Annotated in this window: 19 protein-coding genes; 9 read left to right on the forward strand and 10 right to left on the reverse strand. The window is 66.6% G+C overall.

Annotated features, from left to right (window positions below; genetic code table 11):
* Positions 1-6 precede the first annotated feature (6 nt).
* Positions 7-2,157, reverse strand: a complete 2,151-nt coding sequence (gene recG, locus PHR85_RS00965; protein WP_300049361.1) for an ATP-dependent DNA helicase RecG — start codon at positions 2,155-2,157, stop codon at positions 7-9.
* 84 nt (positions 2,158-2,241) lie between these two features.
* Between recG and PHR85_RS00970 the strand changes: the two genes are divergently transcribed.
* On the forward strand, positions 2,242-3,123 hold the full coding sequence (locus tag PHR85_RS00970; RefSeq protein ID WP_300049363.1) for a LysR family transcriptional regulator: 882 nt from the start codon (positions 2,242-2,244) through the stop codon (positions 3,121-3,123).
* A gap of 9 nt (positions 3,124-3,132) precedes the next feature.
* Here PHR85_RS00970 and PHR85_RS00975 read toward each other — a convergent pair whose 3' ends face one another.
* Positions 3,133-3,897, reverse strand: coding sequence for a ParA family protein (locus PHR85_RS00975; protein WP_300049365.1), 765 nt, complete (start codon positions 3,895-3,897; stop codon positions 3,133-3,135).
* A gap of 104 nt (positions 3,898-4,001) precedes the next feature.
* Between PHR85_RS00975 and queA the strand changes: the two genes are divergently transcribed.
* The 3 genes from queA to tgt all read left to right on the forward strand — a co-directional run bounded on the left by queA (position 4,002) and on the right by tgt (position 7,029).
* The gene (gene queA / locus PHR85_RS00980) at positions 4,002-5,063 is read left to right on the forward strand and encodes a tRNA preQ1(34) S-adenosylmethionine ribosyltransferase-isomerase QueA (protein ID WP_300049366.1); all 1,062 of its coding nucleotides are present in this window, start codon (positions 4,002-4,004) and stop codon (positions 5,061-5,063) included.
* 68 nt (positions 5,064-5,131) lie between these two features.
* Positions 5,132-5,830: a DUF3334 family protein gene (locus PHR85_RS00985; RefSeq protein WP_300049584.1), complete on the forward strand. Its 699-nt coding sequence runs from the start codon at positions 5,132-5,134 to the stop codon at positions 5,828-5,830.
* Positions 5,831-5,844: 14 nt separating this feature from the next.
* On the forward strand, positions 5,845-7,029 hold the full coding sequence (tgt, locus tag PHR85_RS00990; RefSeq protein ID WP_300049368.1) for a tRNA guanosine(34) transglycosylase Tgt: 1,185 nt from the start codon (positions 5,845-5,847) through the stop codon (positions 7,027-7,029).
* Between the two features lie 13 nt (positions 7,030-7,042).
* Here the strand turns inward: tgt and PHR85_RS00995 are convergent, their stop codons facing one another.
* Positions 7,043-7,786 carry a PhaM family polyhydroxyalkanoate granule multifunctional regulatory protein gene (locus PHR85_RS00995; protein WP_300049370.1) on the reverse strand — a complete coding sequence of 248 codons (744 nt, stop codon included), beginning with the start codon at positions 7,784-7,786 and terminating at the stop codon, positions 7,043-7,045.
* A gap of 215 nt (positions 7,787-8,001) precedes the next feature.
* Here PHR85_RS00995 and PHR85_RS01000 point away from each other — a divergent pair, with 215 nt between their 5' ends.
* Positions 8,002-8,373: a TraR/DksA family transcriptional regulator gene (locus PHR85_RS01000; protein ID WP_300049372.1), complete on the forward strand. Its 372-nt coding sequence runs from the start codon at positions 8,002-8,004 to the stop codon at positions 8,371-8,373.
* 10 nt (positions 8,374-8,383) lie between these two features.
* On the opposite strand, the gene PHR85_RS01005 is transcribed toward PHR85_RS01000, so the two are convergent.
* Both PHR85_RS01005 and PHR85_RS01010 read right to left on the reverse strand, forming a co-directional pair.
* Positions 8,384-9,370: a fumarylacetoacetate hydrolase family protein gene (locus tag PHR85_RS01005; protein WP_300049374.1), complete on the reverse strand. Its 987-nt coding sequence runs from the start codon at positions 9,368-9,370 to the stop codon at positions 8,384-8,386.
* A 113-nt stretch (positions 9,371-9,483) separates the two neighbouring features.
* Positions 9,484-9,981, reverse strand: coding sequence for a Dps family protein (locus PHR85_RS01010; RefSeq protein WP_300049376.1), 498 nt, complete (start codon positions 9,979-9,981; stop codon positions 9,484-9,486).
* Between the two features lie 355 nt (positions 9,982-10,336).
* Between PHR85_RS01010 and cfa the strand changes: the two genes are divergently transcribed.
* Positions 10,337-11,602 (forward strand): cyclopropane fatty acyl phospholipid synthase, encoded by a 1,266-nt coding sequence (gene cfa, locus PHR85_RS01015; protein ID WP_300049378.1) that lies wholly within the window; start codon positions 10,337-10,339, stop codon positions 11,600-11,602.
* Between the two features lie 59 nt (positions 11,603-11,661).
* On the forward strand, positions 11,662-12,510 hold the full coding sequence (purU, locus tag PHR85_RS01020) for a formyltetrahydrofolate deformylase (protein WP_300049380.1): 849 nt from the start codon (positions 11,662-11,664) through the stop codon (positions 12,508-12,510).
* Positions 12,511-12,529: 19 nt separating this feature from the next.
* Here the strand turns inward: purU and PHR85_RS01025 are convergent, their stop codons facing one another.
* Complete coding sequence (locus PHR85_RS01025; protein ID WP_300049382.1) at positions 12,530-12,958, reverse strand: Hsp20/alpha crystallin family protein; 429 nt, start codon at positions 12,956-12,958, stop codon at positions 12,530-12,532.
* A gap of 126 nt (positions 12,959-13,084) precedes the next feature.
* Complete coding sequence (locus PHR85_RS01030) at positions 13,085-13,792, reverse strand: YggS family pyridoxal phosphate-dependent enzyme (protein WP_300049384.1); 708 nt, start codon at positions 13,790-13,792, stop codon at positions 13,085-13,087.
* 26 nt (positions 13,793-13,818) lie between these two features.
* On the opposite strand from PHR85_RS01030, the gene PHR85_RS01035 reads away from it, so the two are divergent.
* Positions 13,819-14,862, forward strand: a complete 1,044-nt coding sequence (locus PHR85_RS01035) for a type IV pilus twitching motility protein PilT (protein WP_300049386.1) — start codon at positions 13,819-13,821, stop codon at positions 14,860-14,862.
* A gap of 20 nt (positions 14,863-14,882) precedes the next feature.
* Positions 14,883-16,019, forward strand: a complete 1,137-nt coding sequence (locus tag PHR85_RS01040; protein ID WP_300049388.1) for a PilT/PilU family type 4a pilus ATPase — start codon at positions 14,883-14,885, stop codon at positions 16,017-16,019.
* Positions 16,020-16,029: 10 nt separating this feature from the next.
* Here the strand turns inward: PHR85_RS01040 and PHR85_RS01045 are convergent, their stop codons facing one another.
* The 3 genes from PHR85_RS01045 to PHR85_RS01055 form a co-directional block, all read right to left on the reverse strand.
* The gene (locus tag PHR85_RS01045) at positions 16,030-16,686 is read right to left on the reverse strand and encodes a BON domain-containing protein (RefSeq protein ID WP_300049390.1); all 657 of its coding nucleotides are present in this window, start codon (positions 16,684-16,686) and stop codon (positions 16,030-16,032) included.
* A 25-nt stretch (positions 16,687-16,711) separates the two neighbouring features.
* On the reverse strand, positions 16,712-18,058 hold the full coding sequence (gene iscB, locus PHR85_RS01050) for an RNA-guided endonuclease IscB (RefSeq protein WP_300049392.1): 1,347 nt from the start codon (positions 18,056-18,058) through the stop codon (positions 16,712-16,714).
* A 314-nt stretch (positions 18,059-18,372) separates the two neighbouring features.
* The gene (locus tag PHR85_RS01055; RefSeq protein WP_300049394.1) at positions 18,373-18,996 is read right to left on the reverse strand and encodes an SIS domain-containing protein; all 624 of its coding nucleotides are present in this window, start codon (positions 18,994-18,996) and stop codon (positions 18,373-18,375) included.
* Positions 18,997-19,016: the final 20 nt, after the last annotated feature.

Here is a 19,016-nt window from a genome sequence, read left to right on the forward strand (position 1 = left end):
TGAGGTTCAGGCCTTGAGGTAGTCGGATTTGCCGCCGAGCCAGCGATCGACATGCCGCTGGGCCTGGCGCGGCCAGTGCGCCAGCATGACGGGCGCCCAGGCGCGCGCCCATTCGAGCAGGTGGCTGTCGGTGGTGAGATCGGCGAAGCGCAGCATGGCGGCGCCGGACTGGCGCGCGCCGAGGAACTCGCCGGGGCCGCGGATCTCGAGGTCGCGCCGGGCGATCTCGAAGCCATCCTGGGTTTCGGCCATGGCGCGCAGGCGGTCACGCGCGGTCTCGCTCAGGCGCCCCGACTCGTTGGTGGAATACAGCAGCAGGCAGGCCGAGGCCGCCGCGCCGCGACCGACCCGGCCGCGCAGCTGGTGCAGCTGGCTCAGGCCGAAACGCTCGGCATGCTCGATCACCATCAGCGAGGCATTGGGCACGTCGACGCCGACCTCGATCACGGTGGTGCTCACCAGCACGCCCATGGCGCCGGCACTGAACAGCGCCATCACGGCCTTCTTCTCGGCCGGCGGCATGCGCGAGTGCAGCAGGCCGACCAGCACTGGCGTGCCGTCGGCATTGCGCAGTCCCTCCATCGCGGCGCCGAGTTCAAGGTGGGCCTCGGTCGCGTTGCGCAGGTCGAGCGCCTCGCTCTCCTCGATCAGCGGGCAGACCCAGTAGACCTGGCGCCCCTGCGCGACCTGGGCCCGGATGCGGCCGATGACCTCGTCGCGCCGGCTGTCGGAGACGGTCTTGGTCACGATCGGGCTGCGCCCGGGCGGCAGCTCGTCGATGGTCGAGACGTCGAGGTCGGCGTAATAGCTCATCGCGAGCGTGCGCGGGATCGGCGTCGCGCTCATCATCAGCAGATGCGGCTCGAAACCCGCGCCCTGCATCTTCTCGCGCAAGGCCAGGCGCTGGGCGACGCCGAAGCGGTGCTGCTCGTCGATCACGGCCAGCGCCAGCTGCTGGAACTGGACCTGCTGCTGGATCACGGCGTGGGTGCCGACCACCAGCGCCGCCTCACCCGAGGCGATGCGCGCCAGCATGGCGCCGCGCTCCTTCTTTTTCTGGCTGCCGGTCAGCCAGGCCACGCACTTGCCCAGCGGCGCCAACAGGGACTCGAGCCAGCCGACCAGCTTGCTGAAATGCTGCTCGGCCAGGATCTCGGTCGGTGCCATCAGCGCGCATTGCCAGCCGGCATCGATCGCGACCGTGGCGGCCAGTGCCGCGACCACGGTCTTGCCGCTGCCAACATCGCCCTGCAGCAGGCGGTGCATGGGCACCGGACGCGCCAGGTCGGCCACGATCTCGCCGACGACGCGGGCCTGCGCCCCGGTCAGGCCGAAGGGCAAGGCGGCCAGCAGCTGCTGGTCCAGGCCACCCGGGTGGCAGCGCAGCGCCGGCGCGCGCAGCAGGTCGCGCTCCTGCTTGGCGCGCTGTTGCGAGAGCTGCTGCGCCAGCAACTCCTCGGCCTTCAGGCGCTGCCAGGCCGGGTGGCTGCGATCCTCCAGCGCCACCAGCGAGGTATCGGGCCTGGGGTGATGCAGGAAATGCAGCGCCTCGCGCAGCGTCCAGGACGCTTCCATCGCCCCGCCGGGTCCGCGTCGGCGCAGGCCGGGACAGTCGGCGACGGCCTCGGGCGGCACGGTGTCATCCAAGTCGGCGCGATCGAGTCCGCCGAGCACCGCGCGGCGCAGATAGGCCTGCGGCAGCCCGGCGCTGGTCGGGTAGACGGGCGTGAGCGCATCGGGCAGCTCGCCACCGGCGACGCGGAAGGTCGGGTGCATCATGGTCCAGCCCAGGAAGCCGCCGCGCAGCTCGCCACGGGCCCGGATCTGCTCGCCGACCGCCAGCGTCTTCTGGTGCGAGGGGTAGAAGCTGAAGAAGCGCAGCGTGCAGCGGCCGCTGCCATCATCGAGCACCACCAGCAGCTGGCGCCGCGCACCGAGGCTGACCTCGCAGGAGGTCACGATGCCCTCGATCTGGACCTCTTCGCCCTCGCGGGCGTCGCGCAGGCGCACGATGCGGGTCTCGTCCTCGTAGCGCAGCGGCAGGTGCAGCGCCAGGTCGATCGCGCGCACCAGCCCGAGCTTGCGCAGCGCTTTCTGCGGCGCGGACAAGGGCTTGCTGGCGGATGCCGGCGGCGAAGCGGACGGAACGGCTGACATGGTGGCATTTTGCCGCAGCCGGACCGGCTTTGCGACTGAACGGAAAAGCAGACAATCGCATCATCAATTTAAAGAAAAACAAGCATGAGCCTGGCGTTCAATTACCGGCACCTGTATTACTTCTGGATCGTCGCCAAGGAAGGCGGCATGACGCGCGCCGCCGCGCGGCTGGACATGGCGGTGCAGACCGTCAGCGCCCAGGTGCGCGAGCTGGAGCGCGACCTCGGCTGCCAGCTGCTCAAGCCAGCCGGGCGCGGGCTGGCGCTGACCGAGGCCGGCATCGCGGCGCTGCGCCAGGCCGAGCAGATCTTCCAGCTCGGCGAGGTGCTGCCCGAGCGGGTGCGGGCGGCGGCACAGGCGCCCGCCATGCGGCTGGCGGTCGGGATCGCCGACGGGCTGGCCAAGCTGGAGGTGCAGCGCCTGCTGCAGCCGGTGCTGGCCACGCCGGACCTGCGGCTGGTCTGCCACGAGGGCGAGATGGCCGACCTGCTGGCCGAGCTCGCGGTACACCAGCTCGACATGGTGCTGTCCGACCACCCGGCCCCGTTCAACCCGCACCTGAAGGTGCACAGCCACCCGCTGGGCAGCACCGGCATGGGCTGGTACGCGACGCCGCGCTGGTGGGAGCAGGCCCAGGCCGGTTTCCCGGCCTCGCTGCAGGATGTGCCGGTGCTGCTGCCCACCACCCATTCGATCGTGCGCGCCCACCTCGACCAGTGGCTGGCCCAGCTGGGCCTGCGTCCGCGCGTGGTTGGCGAATTCGAGGACAGCGCCCTGCTCGAAACCTTCGGCGGCGCGGGCCTTGGCGTCTTCCCGGCGGCACTCGCGCTGGAAGGCGCGCTGCTGCAGCGGCATCAGGCCCGGCTGCTCGGTGCCTGCGCGGGCGTCGAGGAGCATTACTACGCGATCAGCACCGAGCGCAAGGTGCAGCATCCGCTGCTGCGCCAGCTGCTGGCGCAGGACTGAAGCGGCCGCTCAAGCCAGCGCGGCGTGCAGCTCGACCAGGGCCAACGTCAGCTTGTGGCTGGGATCGAGGTGGATCATGGGCCGCGCGAGCTGGTGCGACTCGCGCACCTTGATCGAGGCCGGCAGGTAGGGCCGCAGCACCGGCAGGCCTTCCGCGATCAGCTCCTGCACCAGCTGCTGCGGCAGCCTGGCGCGCGACTGGAACTGGTTGACCACGATGCCCTTGACCTGCAGCGCGGGATTGTGGTCGGTGCGAATCTCCCGCACATTGGCCAACAGGGTGTAGAGCGCCTGGCGGCTGAAATCGTCGCAATCGAACGGGATCAGGCAGCCGCCCGCGCCCATCAGCGCCGAGCGGGTGTAGAAGTTCAGCGCCGGCGGCGTGTCGATGTAGATCCGATCGTAGTCGCTGCCGAGCTGCTGCAAGGCCTCGCGCAGCTTGTAGATCTTGTGACGCGACTCAAGCTTGACCTGCAGCTCGTCGAGCCGGTCGCTCGCGGCCATCAGGTCCAGCCGCTCGAACGGGGTGCGCAGGACGAAATCCGCTGGCGGCGCCGGGTTGAAGCTGAAGCTCAGCGTCTGGTCGAAGAAGCTCGCGACCGTGGGCTGGTCGGCGCCGACCCGGTCGCCGAGCAGGTAGCGGGTCGAGTTGCCCTGCTGGTCGAGATCGATCAGCAGCGTGCGCAAGCCCTGGGCGGCGCTGATCGCGGCGAGGTTGCTGGCGATGGTGGACTTGCCCACCCCGCCCTTTTGGTTGAAAACGACTAGCGCCACGGCGCCTCCTGCTGTTGTTGTACTGTGTGGCCCATTATCTGGCAGCCCGGCCATGGGAAAATGGCGGTTTTTCTTGGCACGGGCCCGTTCGGCCCTCAAGCGACATGACTCCAGCCTCTCTTGGCGCCACGCGCGCCCACACCGTCAGCGACTTCGACTTCGAGCTGCCGCCCGAACTGGTCGCCCAGCACCCCTCCCCCGAGCGCAGCGGCTCGCGCCTGCTCGACAACAGCGGCCGCTCGCCGGTCGACCGCATCTTCAGGGAACTGCCCGGCCTGCTCCAGGCCGGCGACCTGCTGATCTTCAACGACACCCGCGTCGTCAAGGCGCGCCTGTATGGCGAGAAAGCCTCGGGCGGCAAGGTCGAGCTGCTGATCGAGCGCGTGCTCGACGGCCACGAGGTGGTCGCGCACATGAAGGTCAGCAAGAAACCGCTGCCCGGCGCGCTGCTCCACATGGTCGGCGGCTTCAGCGCCGAACTGCTGGGCCGCTGGCCCGAGGGCAACGGCCCGCTGTTCCGCTTCAGGCTCAGCGCCGAGCCCTACGGGCTGATGGAGCAGCATGGCCATGTGCCACTGCCGCCCTATATCGAACATGGTGACAGCGCCGAGGACGAGCGCCGCTACCAGACCGTGTTCGCGCGCGCGCCGGGCGCGGTCGCGGCGCCGACCGCCTCGCTGCACTTCGACCAGGCCCTGCTCGACGAGCTCGAAGCCCGCGGCGTGCAGCGCGCCAGCGTCACGCTGCATGTCGGCGCCGGCACCTTCCAGCCGGTCAAGGTCGACCAGATCGCCGACCATGTGATGCATTCCGAGCGCTACGAGGTGCCCGAGGCCACCCAACAGGCCATCGCAGCCTGCCGCGCGCGCGGCGGCCGCGTGATCGCGATCGGCACCACCACGGTGCGCACGCTCGAATCCTGGGCCAAGTCCGGCCGCGCCAGCGGCGAGACCCAGATCTTCATCACGCCCGGCTTCGAGTTCCGGGTCGTCGACCTGCTGGTGACCAACTTCCACCTGCCCAGGAGCACGCTGATGATGCTGGTCAGCGCCTTCGCGGGCTACGAGATCGTGATGGCGCTCTACGCGCGCGCCATCCGCCAAGGCTACCGCTTCTTCAGCTATGGCGACGCCATGCTGCTGACACGCCGGCCAGCGCATTGCTGACACCCGGCCTCCCGCAGCAAGCTGCTGTGCTACCTTACCCATTTTTTAAAAATAAGAACCACATGGAAATGCTCAAAATCGAGAACCCTGTCGTCTTCGGCACCGAAGACCTGCTGATCAGCCTGTGCAATTCGGTGACGCGGATCCTCAGCCTCACGACCCGAACCCAGATCCACTACTCGGGCATGGTCCAGCGCATCAGCAAGACCTGCCTCAAACCCGACATCGGCTGCTTCGTGCTGTTCGATGGCGGCTTCTCCGGCCTCGTGATCCTCAACTTCTCGGCCCAGGCGGCGCTGGAACTGTACGAAAGCTACATGCTGAACATGGGCATGTCCAAGTCGGATCTGGCCACCTCGCACACCTCGGACGAAGTCGGCAACGTGATGGGTGAGCTGATGAACCAGGTGCTGGGCGACTTCACCGGCAAGGTGAGACGCGAGCTGCACACCGACATCACGCAGAACCAGCCCAAGATGCTGTCCATCAACAAGCAGGTGGTGCTGAGCGTGGATGCCAATCTGGACCAGCCCGATTCCCGCCGGGTGACCTTCTATACGGGTCGCAACAACATCTTCTATCTGGAGCTGTCGGTCGACCACACCGAGTTCATCAAGCTGTACGACTTCGAGCCGGAAATACTGGACGCGGATGAATTGATGGATCAGATCCAGGCGGAAGCGGCGGCCGCGTCGTCGCATGCGCCCGCCACCCAGAACGATTCCAGTGTCGATACCGACGACCTGCTCAAGTCGCTCGGCATGTGAGTGGGGAAACGTCCATGCTCAAATTCGACCTGATCAAGACCGACCCGGACAGCCACGCCCGACGCGGGACGCTGACGCTGAACCACGGCGTGGTGCAGACCCCCATCTTCATGCCGGTCGGCACCTACGGCACCGTCAAGGGCGTGATGCCGCGCAGCCTGCACGACATGGGCGCGCAGATCATCCTCGGTAACACCTTCCACCTCTGGATGCGGCCCGGACTCGACATCATGCAGAGCTTCGGCGGCTTGCACCAGTTCGAGCAATGGGACAAGCCGATCCTGACCGACTCGGGGGGCTTTCAGGTCTGGAGCCTGGGCGCGATGCGCAAGATCAGCGAGGAAGGCGTCAAGTTCGCCTCGCCGGTCAATGGCGACAAGCTCTTCATGTCGCCCGAGGTCAGCATGCAGATCCAGACCATCCTGAACTCGGACATCGTGATGCAGCTCGACGAGTGCACGCCCTACTGGCAGGGCGAGAAGGGCTCGGGCCACATCACGACCGAGGCCGAGGCGCGCGTCTCGATGGAGCTGAGCCGGCGCTGGGCGCTGCGCAGCAAGAACGAGTTCGAGCGACTGCAGAACCCCAACGCGCTGTTCGGCATCGTCCAGGGCGGCATGTTCGAGCACCTGCGCCAGGAGTCGCTCGAAGCGCTGGTCGAGATGGACTTTCCCGGCTACGCGGTCGGCGGCGTCAGCGTCGGCGAGCCCAAGGAGCTGATGCTGCAGATCATGGCGCACACGCCGCACCGGCTACCCCAGCACAAGCCGCGCTACCTGATGGGCGTCGGCACGCCCGAGGACCTGGTCGAGGGCGTGGCGCAGGGCGTCGACATGTTCGACTGCGTGATGCCGACGCGCAACGCGCGCAACGGCACCATCTTCACGCGCTACGGCGACCTGAAGATCCGCAACGCGCGCTACAAGGCCGACCCGCAGCCGCTCGATCCCAGCTGCGGCTGCTATGCCTGCGCCGGCTCCAGCGGCGTGAGCTGGGATGACGGCGGGCGCGACGGCTTCAGCCGCGCCTACCTGCACCATCTGGACCGCTGCGGCGAGATGCTTGGGCCCATGTTGACCACCGTGCACAACCTGCACTACTACCTCAACCTGATGCGCGAGGTGCGCGAGTCGCTGGAGGCCGGCCAGTTCAGCGCCTTGCGCGCCCGCTTCAAGTCCGAGCGCGCGCGCGGCGTCTGAGCCAACCAGCCACTCATTCGGCGTCGGGCTTCCTGCGCGAACGGGGAGTCGTGGTCTTTTTTGCTGCAGTGGCGGCACTCTTCTTGGCGGCCGCCTTCGGTCGCTGGCTGGCCTGGGCGGCGGCCCGGGCCGCCGCCTCCGCGACCTCTTCCCTGGCCTGCTCGGCCATCTTCTCGGCGGCCTCGGCACCGGCCTGCACCGACTGAGCCATCTGCTCGGCCGCCTTGGCGGCCTGGCCGGCCATGTCCTGTACCGCGTTGGTCGCAATGCTGGCGAACTGCTCGGTCAGGGAGTTCCACCATTGCATGGAATCGATCGCTGACCTGGACGCCTCGGCGGCGGCCTGAGCCCCGTCCTGGGCGGGTGTCTCAACGGCCTTGGCGGGCTGAGCCGGCTGGCTGGGCTGCGCCGGCGCCGGCGCGGGCTTCATCTTGAACGACTCGGCCACGTCGTGCAGGCTCAGGTTCATGCTCTCGAGCGTGGACAGCGTCATCTTCTGCACCTCGAGCGCCTGTATCGTCGCGTCCAGCGCCTTGGCGTTCTGGTCCAGCCAGAAAGCCACCGCGCGCAGGTCCTGGATGCGCTTGTCGATTTCCTCGATGCTGAAGGTCGGCGCGACCCAGTGTCCGAGTCCGGGCAGGGCGCCTGCCGCCGGCTGCAGTCCCGGCGTCACGCCAGTGGCCTGGCGCGCGAGGTTCTGCAGAAAATCGAAGCCAGGTATGTACTGGCCAAAGGCGCTGAAATCGGTTTTTTCCATCTGAACTCCTGGGGGACAAGAAGCCATGCCGGGTCGGCGCGGCGCTGTTCTGCCAAGCATGCCACAAGCGGCGCAGCTCGCTCCAGGTGCCAGCTTGACCTCCGTCAAGGTGCGGATCAAAGGCTTGGCGCAAGATATGGGCAAGTGCAAGGATTTCGGATCAGAATGTCGATTCGACCCGGCCTTTCCAGGAGCAAACCGCCATGAGCGACAACATGACAGACAATTTCGCCCAGCAACTGCAGCAGATGCGCACCAGCGTGATCGAGCAGATCCGCGCCCAGCGCGGTGGCAAGATCGGCCGGGCCGAGGCCGCCATTGACCGCCACGACGTGCAGAGCGGCGACTGGGCGCAGTTCGACGGTGAGCGCGACCTCGCGATGGCGATCGACCAGCGCGAGACGGAAGAACTCAAGGCCATCGACGAAGCGCTCAAGCGCATTGCGAACGGCAGCTATGGCGAGTGCACCGACTGCGGCATCGACATTCCGGCGGCGCGCCTGCACGCCAACCCGACCGCGCTGCGTTGCCTGAACTGTCAGGAGCGGGCCGAGCGCACCAGCGGCGAGACCCACTCCACGCTCTGATACCGGCTGTTCAGTCCGGCGACACCAGGGTCTGGGCCAGGGCACCGAACAGGCTGCGGCCATCGCGCCCCTTCACCTCCAGACGGATCGTGTCGCCGTATTCCAGACAGGGGGTCAGCACCGGGCTGCCCTGCAGGGTCTCGATCGCGCGCTGCTGCGTGAGGCTGCCACAGCCCCTGGGCCATTCGCGCCGCCCCTCGACCTCCCGCGCGGGAGCGCAGACCGGACCGCTGCCGAGCAGCGTGCCGGCCCCGAGCGCACGGGTGCGGCATAGCTGCGCGAGCAACTGGCCAAAATCAAACAACGCTTCGCTTGCATCGCAAGCCCCGAACTGGCGCCCGTTGAGCTCGACCCGCAGCGGCAGCTTGAGGCGACCGCGCTCCCAGGCACCGCCGAGCTCATCGAGCGTCACGGCCACCGGGCCGAAGGCCGTGGCGGGCCAGGCCTGGACGACAGCGCTGGCATCGACCGGAGCTTCAGCCTGGAGGCCGCGCAAACACCAGTCGTTCGCCAGCATCAGCAGCCGGATGGCGTCGAGCGCCTGCTCGGGACTGGAGCCCGCCGGCAAATCGCCCACGACGACCGCCAGGCCCGCGCCAAAGTCCGCCGCGAATGCCTCGTGCTGGACGACCATCTCGTCGCGGGGACCGAGAAAAGCGTCTCCGGCCCCCTGACGCAGCCGGGGCGGGCCGACGGGAACCGACTGGCCTGCTGCTGGCTCAAGATGACCGGCATAGGCGTCGGCAGCGGCCCACTGGAAGGCGCGCGGCAACGGCGCCATGCAGCGGCCAGCCTCGAAGGGAAAGGCATGCCTGACCCGCCCCTGGTTGAGCGCGACATAGAGGTCATGCAGCTGCGGTGCGATGAAGTTCCAGTCGTCCAGCGCCTGTTGCAGCGTGTGGGCGATGCTGGAAGCGTAGTGGGCCGTTCCGAGATCGCGCGAGACGACGAGCAGCTGCCCGTCGCGCGAGCCGTCCTTGTAAGTGGCCAGTTTCATTTCGGGGGAGCGACCGGCTGAGGGGCCGCCTGGGTGACAGAGAACAGTCGCGCTGCTCCCGGGCTGTGAAATGCTGGCTATTGTAGGCAAGGCCTCCGCTGCGTCGGACTGGCTCAGTCCTCGAGCAGGCTGCGCAGCATCCAGGCGGCCTGCTCGTGCAGGGTCAGGCGCTGCGTCAGCAGGTCGGCGGTTGGCAAGTCGTGCGCCTGGTCGACCAGCGGGAAGATGCTGCGCGCCGTGCGCGCGACCGCCTCATGCCCTTCGGCCAGGATGCGAACCATCTCCAGCGCCTTGGGCGGCCGGGCCTCGGCATCCGGCATGGAACTCAGGCGACCGTATTCGCCATAGGAGCCCGGTGCCACATGGCCCAAGGCACGGATGCGCTCGGCTATCGGGTCGACCGCATTCCACAACTCGGTGTATTGTTGCATGAACATCGCATGCAGGTTGTTGAACATCGGCCCGGTGACGTTCCAGTGGAAGTTGTGCGTGGTCAGGTAGAGCGTGAAGGTATCGGCCAGCAGACGACCCAGGCCCTGGGCAATCTCCGCCCGGTCATGCTCGGCGATACCGATGTCCATCTTGCGCGCTTCGGTCTTCTTCTTGGCCATTTCTCTCTCCGGTTGAAAAGCGTTAGCTCGACAGCCTATTAACACCCCATCAGCCATCCAGTGCAAGACCTACCAATGAAAAAATGATAGGAAAAATCAATCGAACAATCGGTGGCTGACTATGGCTCTGGCAAGGGTTCTTGCCGTATTTTCGGGCAGGGGAGGAAAGCAGATGACCAGTTCACGAGCGCAAGCCCCGTCGTTCACGGCGGGGTCTAGCGAGTCTCTACCTGCTAGGATTTCCGCTGTTGCGACGACGGTTCCGAATTCTTCTTTTGCCATCAGGCAGTCGGAATCCAGCACGACAATTTCCGGTGATTCGCCGTCCCGCATGGGAGTCCGAGAGGTAGGCGCCTTGCTGAATGAGTCGGCGCGAGCCGATGCGGCTGGACATGGCCGTCTCGCGGGAGGAATCACCGCCATCGATGGCGGCGAGGATGTCAAAGACAGCTCGACCATGGGTGCGCCCGCAGCCGAGCGCAAGGGATTGCGCGCCAGCCAGGCGCGCGCCGCCTTCGAGCGCCTGCTGGCGCTGGCCGACGTCAGGGTAGGAGGCAACCGTCCCTGGGACATCCAGATCCACCATCCCGGAACCTTCGACCGCGTGCTCGGCCAGGGCAGTCTGGGACTGGGCGAAAGCTATATGGACGGCTGGTGGGACTGCGAGCGCATCGACGAATTCATCTGCCGCGCGCTGCGCGCCGGCCTGGACCGGCAGGTGCGCAACCCGGCCCTGCTACTGCTCGCGCTCAAGGCCAGGCTGATCAACATGCAGTCGCCCGCGCGGGCCTGGCAGGTGGGACAAACGCATTACGACACCGGCAACCTGCTGTTCGAGGCCATGCTCGACCCCACCATGTCCTACAGCTGCGGCTACTGGAACGACAGCGCGACGCTGGAACAGGCGCAGCGCGCCAAGCTCGAGTTGATCTGCCGCAAGCTGCAGCTGCGCCCCGGCATGACGCTGCTCGACATCGGCTGTGGCTGGGGCGGACTGATGCGTCATGCCGCCGAGCATCACGGCGTGAGCTGCGTGGGGCTGACGATCTCGCGCGAGCAGGCCAGCTGGGCACGAGACAGGCTGCGGAACCTGCCGGTGCGCATCGAACTGGCCGATTACCGCGATTTCAACGCCGACGGCAGCATAGGCTTCGACCGCGTCGCCTCGGTCGGCATGTTCGAGCATGTGGGGCACCGCAACTACAGCGCGTATTTCCGCATGGCAAGACGCAGCCTGCACGAGGATGGCCTGTTTCTGCTGCACACGATAGGCAAGAACCATCCCGGCGCGGCAACCGACCCCTGGATCGCCAGATACGTCTTTCCCAACGGCGAACTGCCGACGGCAGGCGAGCTCTGCACGGCCGCCGAGCCAGATTTCGTGATCGAGGACCTGCACAACTTCGGCGCCGACTACGCCCCCACGCTGATGGCCTGGCTGGCTCGCTTCGATGCCGCCTGGCCCAGGCTGCGGGAACATTACCCGGAGCGCTTTCGACGCATGTGGCGCTACTACCTGATGGCTTGCGCCGGCGCCTCCCGCGCACGCGACAATCAGCTCTGGCAGCTCGTGCTGTCCCCGCGCGGCGCGGCGGGTGGCTACCGGCGTCCGCTGGCTTGAGGCAACCGCCGCCTGCTCGCGCCAATGGCGTCGGCATCATGCGCGACAATTGCAACACCATGAATCCAACTTATGTCTTGACCCTGTCCTGCAAGGACAAACCCGGCATAGTGCATGCCGTCTCGGGCTTCCTGCTGGAACATGGCGGCAACATCGAGGAAGCCGCCCAGTACAACGACCACGACACCGGCCTGTTCTTCATGCGCGTGCAGTTCGTCTGCCAGCGCCTGATCGAGGAGGACCTGCGCACCGAGGTGCACCTGTTCGCACAGACACACGGCTTGGACTGGGGGCTGCACGGGCTGGAGGCGCGCATGCCGACCGTGATCATGGTCAGCCAGCAGGGCCATTGCCTCAACGACCTGCTGTTCCGCTGGAAGAGCGGGCTGCTGCGGCTCGACATCCGGGCCATCATCAGCAACCACCGCGACTTCTACCAGCTCGCGGCCAGCTACAACGTGCCCTTCCACCACCTGCCGGTGACGGCTGCCAGCAAGGCCCAGGTCGAGGCCCGGCAGATCGAGATCATCGAGCAGGAAGGCGCCGACCTGGTGGTGCTGGCACGCTACATGCAAGTGCTGTCGAACGAGATGTGCCGCCAGCTGGCCGGCAAGGCGATCAACATCCACCACAGCTTCCTGCCGAGCTTCAAGGGCGCCAAGCCCTACTATCAGGCGCATGACCGCGGCGTCAAGCTGATCGGCGCGACCGCCCATTACGTGACCGCCGACCTCGACGAAGGCCCGATCATCGAGCAGGATGTCGCGCGGGTGGACCACAGCATGACGGTGGACGACCTGACGGGCATCGGCCGCGATACCGAGAGCCAGGTGCTCGCGCGTGCCGTCAAGTGGCACAGCGAGCACCGCGTGCTGCTCAACGGCCACCGCACCGTGGTGTTCCGCTGAGCGGCGACAGGCTGGGCGTTCAGTCGATCGCGAGCTGGTGGCCGCCGCCGCCGCCCTGCTTCTTGGGCAGCGTGAGGGTGAGCACGCCGTTGTCGAACTTGGCCTTGGCTTGGCTGTTGTCGATGTCGACGGGCAACTGGAAACTGCGCGCGACCGAACCGAAATAACGCTCGCTGCGCAGCGATTTCTCGTCCGAGGTCTGGCTGTCTTGCTGCCTGACCTCGGCGCGCAGGGTCACGACATTGCCGTCGACCGTGACCTGGATGTCTTCCTTGGTGACGCCGGGCAGTTCGGCCTGCACCGTGTAGGCGTCGGCCGACTCCTTGACGTCGACCTTGATCGACTGCGGCAGCGGGTCGCCATGCAGCGGCTTGATGAAGAAACCGGGCGACATCATGTCCTTGAACAGATCGTCGAACAGGTTGCTGCGCGTCATGAGGCTATTCATGGTTCTCACTCCTTGAATCTGGTGGCATGGTCATGTCATTCAACGCGGGGCAATCAAGCCGATGACCCAGCGCAACACTGACAATAATGCCACCCCGGACAATTTGCAAGAGCCTGCGGCCCTTGATCAGGCACGCGCGGGGTAGGTCCGCGCGCCGAAGACCGCGCTGCCCGCGCGCACCAGCGTGCTGCCGCTGGCGACGGCCGCTTCGAGGTCATCGCTCATGCCCATCGACAGGGTGTCGAGTTCCAGCCCCTGCGCCCTGAGCGAGTCGAACAGCGCGCGCGCGCGGCCGAATACCTCGCAGGCGGTCGCGAAATCGGGCGCGGGCTCGGGTATGCACATCAGACCACGCAGGCGCAGGCGCGGCAGCGACGCGACCGCCAGCGCCAGCTCCAGCGCCTGGGCCGGCGCCACGCCCGACTTGGTCGGTCCGCCATCGACGTTGATCTGCACACAGACCTGCAATGGCGCCAGTCCTTCGGGCCGCTGTTCGCTCAGACGCTGCGCGACCTTCAGGCGATCCACCGTGTGGACCCAGTCGAAATGCTCGGCCACGGGACGGGTCTTGTTGCTCTGCAGCGGCCCGATGCAGTGCCACTCGATGCCAAGGCAGCCCAGCTCGCGCAGGAGCAACACCTTCTCGACGCCCTCCTGCACATAGTTCTCGCCAAAGGCGCGCTGGCCGGCCTGCCAGGCCTGCTGCACCGCCTCGGCGCCAAAGGTCTTGGAAACAGCCAGCAGGCGCACCGAGTCCGGCTGACGTCCGGCGCGCGCGCAGGCCTGGGCGATGCGCGCCTGCACGGCTTGGAGATTGGCGGGGATCATGGACATAATGAAACAAATTCAAGGAAGTCGGAATGGACATCACCCAACTGCTGGCCTTCAGCACCAAGAACAAGGCCTCGGACCTGCACCTGTCGGCCGGGTTGCCGCCGATGATACGGGTGCATGGAGATGTCAGGCGCATCAACGTGGAGCCGCTGGACCACAAGCAGGTCCACGCGATGATCTACGACATCATGAACGACAACCAGCGCAAGCACTACGAGGAATTCCTCGAGGTGGACTTCTCGTTCGAAATCGAGGGGTTGGCGCGCTTCCGGGTCAACGCCTTCAACCAGAACCGCGGCGCGGCGGCCGTGTTCCGCACCATTCCGTCCAAGATCCTGACGCTGGAGCAGCTCAACTGCCCCAAGATCTTCGCCGACCTGTCGCTCAAGCCGCGCGGCATGGTGCTGGTGACCGGCCCGACCGGTTCGGGCAAGTCGACCACGCTCGCGGCCATGGTCAACCACCTCAACGAGAACGAATACGGCCATGTGCTGACGATCGAGGATCCGATCGAATTCGTGCATGAATCCAAGAAATGCCTGGTCAACCAGCGCGAGGTCGGCCCGATGACGCTGTCCTTCGCCGCCGCGCTGCGCTCGGCGCTGCGCGAGGACCCGGACGCGATCCTGGTCGGCGAGATGCGTGACCTCGAAACCATCCGGCTGGCGATGACGGCGGCCGAGACCGGCCACCTGGTGTTTGGCACCTTGCACACCTCGTCGGCGGCCAAGACCATAGACCGCATCGTCGATGTCTTCCCGCCCGAGGAAAAGGAGATGGTGCGCGCCATGCTGTCCGAATCGCTGGTCGCGGTGATCTCGCAGACGCTGTGCAAGACCAAGGACGGCAGCGGCCGGGTCGCCGCGCACGAGATCATGCTGGGAACCCCCGCGGTGCGCAACCTGATCCGCGAGAACAAGGTCGCGCAGATGTACTCGGCGATCCAGATGGGCAGCGGCTTCGGCATGCAAACGCTGGACCAGAGCCTGACCGAACTCGTCAAGCGCAACCAGATTTCCGCTGCCGAGGCCCGCAGCAAGGCCAAGATCCCCGAGAACTTCCCGGGTTGAAACCCACAGGAACCCCCTACATGGAACGCGATCAAGCGAGCAAATTCATCAACGACCTGCTCAGGCTGCTGGTCAGCCGCAATGGCAGCGACCTGTTCCTGACAGCGGATTTCCCGCCGGCGATCAAGGTCGACGGCCAGATCACCAAGGTATCGCCCCAGCCGCTGACGGGCCAGCACACCCAGTCACTGGCACGCGCGATCATGAACGACCGGCAGGCGGCCGATTTCGAGCGCAGCAAGGAGTGCAACTTCGCGATCGCACCGGCCGGCATCGGGCGCTTTAGGGTCAACTGCTTCATCCAGATGGGCCATGTCGGCATCGTGATGCGCACCATTCCGGCCAAGATCCCGACCATAGACGAGATGAACCTGCCACAGGTGCTCAAGAACGTCGCGCTGGCCAAGCGCGGCATCTGCATCCTGGTCGGCGGCACCGGCTCGGGCAAGTCGACCACGCTGGCGGCGATGGTGGACTGGCGCAACGAGAACACCCATGACCATATCGTGACGGTGGAAGACCCGGTCGAGTTCGTGCATCAGCACAAGAACTGCATCATCACCCAGCGCGAGGTCGGGCTCGACACCGACAACTGGGAAAACGCGCTCAAGAACTCGCTGCGCCAGGCGCCCAACGTGATCCTGATGGGCGAGATCCGCGACCGCGAGACCATGGAGCACGCGATCGCCTTCTCGGAAACCGGCCACCTCTGCATGGCCACGCTGCACGCCAACAGCGCCAACCAGGCGATGGAGCGCATCATCAATTTCTTCCCGCAGGAGCGCCATGCCCAGATGCTCAAGGACATTTCTCTCAACATCAAGGGGATGATCGCGCAGCGCCTGATCCCGCGCCAGGACGGCAAGGGCCGCTACGCGGTGGTCGAGGTGCTGCTGCACAGCGGCCTGATCGCCGACCAGATCATGAAGGGCGAGATCGGCGAAATCAAGGAGACGATGAAGAAGAGCCGCGAGGTCGGCATGCAGACCTTCGATCAGGCGCTGTTCGACGCTTTCGAGGCCAGGCTGATCTCCTACGAGGAGGCGATCCGCAACGCCGACTCGCAGAACGACCTCAAGCTCAACATCAAGCTCAACAGCCAGCGGGCGCGCAATGCCGACCTGTCGGCCGGCACCGAGCACCTGACGATCATCTGATGAAGGCGACTCAGTTGAGCGGCTTGGCCGGGGTGTCGCGGGCCGGCTCGGGCTGCAGGCGCTTGAGCTCGTCCTCGCTGATGTAGTCGAAGACGCGCACCACCGCCTTGGCACCGCTGGTGGTGCGTGCCACCTCGGTCGCGAGGTCGGCTTCACGCTTGGTGACCCGGCCCATCAGGTAGACGGTGCCGCGCTCGGTCACGACCTTGAAGGCCAGGGCGGAGAGATCCTTGTGGTCGATCAGGCCCGCCTTGACCCGGCCCGAGAGCACGACATCGGAGGTGCGCTCGCTCAGCGACGGGCTGTCGAGCAGCGCCAGCTCGTTGACGACCGAGCGCACGTTGTCGACGCCAGCGACGACCTGCTGCACGCGCTGACGGTCGGCCTCGTTGGGCACTTCGCCGCTGAGCAGGACCCGGCGGTTGTAGCTCGTGACGTTGACGCGCACCCGGGTGCCGAAATGGTCGTGGATACGGTTGGCGGCCTTGAGCTCGATCGCCTCGTCCTCGACCTGGGCGCCCGAGCTGCGGCGGTCGGAAGCGACGATGCCGGTGCCGACGGCCGCGCCGACCATGATTGGCGCACAGCCGGAGAGCAGGCCGCCAAACGTGGCGGCCAGCAGCAGCGCGACGGTACTGCGCTGCAGGGAAACGGTGATCGGCTTCATCAGATTGCGCGGGAAACTTCGGCCTTCAGGCCGGGGAGGCAGAGCGCATCGTGCGCTTGGCGCGACCCTCTCCCGCTTCCTTTCTCGTCAAGCTCTGTTGTTGAAAGTAGCCGTAGCCGTCGCTGCGCTGGATAAGGCGGCAATGGCGGTGCGAGATGCCTTGGACGACTTCGGAGCCGGTTTGGATGTTGAAGCTGCCGGTAGCCCTGACGGCGACCCGGCCGGTGTAGCGACCGACTTTCTTGCCCGTGGGTACGGTGGCCTTGATGAGATCGCCAGTGCCGAAGCCTTTGACGCGCTTGGTTCGCATCAGGTAGCCACGGGGGAAACCGAACTTGTTGAGACGGGTGCGTTGGTAGCTGCCGCGTCCGGTCGCCTTGATCATGAGCGTGGGGCGCTGCCAATGGGCGATGGCGGCCAGTGATCCGACGCAAACGGCATCGAGGGCATGGGTCTTGGGGATACCGAGCCGGGCGCGGTTGAACTTGGTGCGTCCGCCCGAGGCCAGTTCGACGGGCAGGCCGGTGGCCTTGAGGGCTTGGGCCAGTGCCCAGCGGGTGGCGTTGACGGCGGCGGCATCCTTCAGGGGGCGCTGGGCTTGCGCCAGGAGTCGGCGCAGGCGCTGTGGGTCTTGCGCCAGGAACGATTCGATCGGCTGGGCGCCCTTCTTCTGGTTGCAGCAGGCGCAGGCCAGCGTGAGGTTGCTCACGCAGTCGGAGCCGCCCCGGGCGCGAGGCTGGATGTGCTCGACTTGCAGCGGCAGGTTCTGGGCACCGCAGTAGGCGCAGGTGCGGTCCCACTTTTCGAGCAGGTATTCCCGGGTTTCGTAGCCGGCGAGCGTGCCTTGCTGATACTCGACGCCGGCTATTTCGGGGTTCTGGATGGCCTGCAGGTCGAACCGCACGAGTTCGCTCGACAGGGCGGTGATGGGTGCCCAACGCTGGAGCCGCTGGACCCAGGCCAGGCTGGTGTGGACGCGGTGTTGCAGGCTGGGCGGCAGCCAGCCCTTGGCCTTGCGACGGTTGAGGAATCGCGGGGCACGGTGGCGCAGGTGGCCACGGCGGCGGCGGCGCATGGCGCAACGAGCCGTGAGGGCGTCGGAGATGGCATGACCCCGATGCGCGAGTTCGAGCAGCTGCAGCACGGCAGCGCCGGGGAGGACTTCGCCGGTGTCGGGCTCGACCGATTCGGTCTCGCGCACCAGGGCCAGTCCCGTGGTGCGGCTGCCCGGATCGAGTTTGACGCGCAGCGGCTGCAAGGCACAGCGGTCCGATTCACGGTCGATGAGACGAATGACGAACGGGACGACGCGGTGGAGGCGAGCCCTGCCGCGTTCGAGCAGCAGCCTGGCCCGCTTTTCGCTGCACGGCATCAGGGGTTTGCCCCTGCGATCCAAAACGAACACTGACACAAAAAACCTTTCTGCCCTTACGGGCCCTGGTGACGCCTGTCTTGCGACAGGGCTCCCCTCGGGAATGTCCATCACCGGCTCCCGTGCTGCAAGGCACGGCGGCCAGGACCTTCGGCGCTTTACCTTTCGCCAGCATGATCTTGGCCTTGCAGAGCAGCCCACTGAGGAAGCATGGACTGGTGCGTCGCAACGACCTGCAATGAACGTAGCGGGTTGGCTACCGCTTTCCCTGGTCAACCCGGCTTGAAGGGATTGCTCCCCTCAAGCTCCGCTTTTTAGAACGGGGTAGTTGACTCGACAAACTCCTCGGACTCGTCCTCGCCCAGCAGCTGGACGTCGATGCCATCACACATGCAGTGCAGCACCACCTGATGCGCCTCGTGGATGCGCGGCGCGCGCTCGCTGGGCGCGCAGACCAGGACATCGGTGTCCTTGAGCAGCTGGCCGAGCGCGCCGGCACGGGCACCGCAGAGCGCGACCACGGTCATCTCGCGCTCGTGCGCGGCCTCGACCGCGCCCAGTATCTCGGGCGCCTGCGACAGGCTGGTGACGACCAGCAGGGTGTCGCCCGGCTGGCCGAGCGCCCGCACCTGGCGCGCGTAGACCGAGCGCGCGTCGAAGGCGTTGTAGAGCCCGGTGAAGAGGGCGGCATTGCTGCCCAGGGCGATCGCGGCGAGCTCGGGCCGATCGCGCTCGAAGCGGCCGACGAAGGCACTCGCGAACGCCTCGACCAGACCGACCGAGGCACCGTTGCCGCAAGCCAGCACCTTGCCGCCGCCGGTGACCGAGGCCAGGATGGCACCGAGCGCGGCCTCCACCGCCGGCGCCAGGCTTTGCGCGCACTGGTACTGGAGGTCGGCGCTGTCGATGAATTGCTGTTGGATCCGTTGCAAGAGCATGGCGCGGATGATAAACCCGG

It is taken from the genome of Malikia sp. (assembly GCF_028687635.1).
GTDB lineage: Bacteria > Pseudomonadota > Gammaproteobacteria > Burkholderiales > Burkholderiaceae_C > Malikia.

Coding starts and splice junctions, on each gene's coding strand:
- recG (WP_300049361.1), bottom strand. CDS start 2,157: ATGTCAGCCGTTCCGTCCGCTTCGCCGCCGGCATCCGCCAGCAAGCCC.
- PHR85_RS00970 (WP_300049363.1), top strand. CDS start 2,242: ATGAGCCTGGCGTTCAATTACCGGCACCTGTATTACTTCTGGATCGTC.
- queA (WP_300049366.1), top strand. CDS start 4,002: ATGACTCCAGCCTCTCTTGGCGCCACGCGCGCCCACACCGTCAGCGAC.
- PHR85_RS00985 (WP_300049584.1), top strand. CDS start 5,132: ATGCTCAAAATCGAGAACCCTGTCGTCTTCGGCACCGAAGACCTGCTG.
- tgt (WP_300049368.1), top strand. CDS start 5,845: ATGCTCAAATTCGACCTGATCAAGACCGACCCGGACAGCCACGCCCGA.
- PHR85_RS00995 (WP_300049370.1), bottom strand. CDS start 7,786: ATGGAAAAAACCGATTTCAGCGCCTTTGGCCAGTACATACCTGGCTTC.
- PHR85_RS01000 (WP_300049372.1), top strand. CDS start 8,002: ATGACAGACAATTTCGCCCAGCAACTGCAGCAGATGCGCACCAGCGTG.
- PHR85_RS01005 (WP_300049374.1), bottom strand. CDS start 9,370: ATGAAACTGGCCACTTACAAGGACGGCTCGCGCGACGGGCAGCTGCTC.
- PHR85_RS01010 (WP_300049376.1), bottom strand. CDS start 9,981: ATGGCCAAGAAGAAGACCGAAGCGCGCAAGATGGACATCGGTATCGCC.
- purU (WP_300049380.1), top strand. CDS start 11,662: ATGAATCCAACTTATGTCTTGACCCTGTCCTGCAAGGACAAACCCGGC.
- PHR85_RS01025 (WP_300049382.1), bottom strand. CDS start 12,958: ATGAATAGCCTCATGACGCGCAGCAACCTGTTCGACGATCTGTTCAAG.
- PHR85_RS01030 (WP_300049384.1), bottom strand. CDS start 13,792: ATGTCCATGATCCCCGCCAATCTCCAAGCCGTGCAGGCGCGCATCGCC.
- PHR85_RS01035 (WP_300049386.1), top strand. CDS start 13,819: ATGGACATCACCCAACTGCTGGCCTTCAGCACCAAGAACAAGGCCTCG.
- PHR85_RS01040 (WP_300049388.1), top strand. CDS start 14,883: ATGGAACGCGATCAAGCGAGCAAATTCATCAACGACCTGCTCAGGCTG.
- PHR85_RS01045 (WP_300049390.1), bottom strand. CDS start 16,686: ATGAAGCCGATCACCGTTTCCCTGCAGCGCAGTACCGTCGCGCTGCTG.
- iscB (WP_300049392.1), bottom strand. CDS start 18,058: ATGCCGTGCAGCGAAAAGCGGGCCAGGCTGCTGCTCGAACGCGGCAGG.
- PHR85_RS01055 (WP_300049394.1), bottom strand. CDS start 18,996: ATGCTCTTGCAACGGATCCAACAGCAATTCATCGACAGCGCCGACCTC.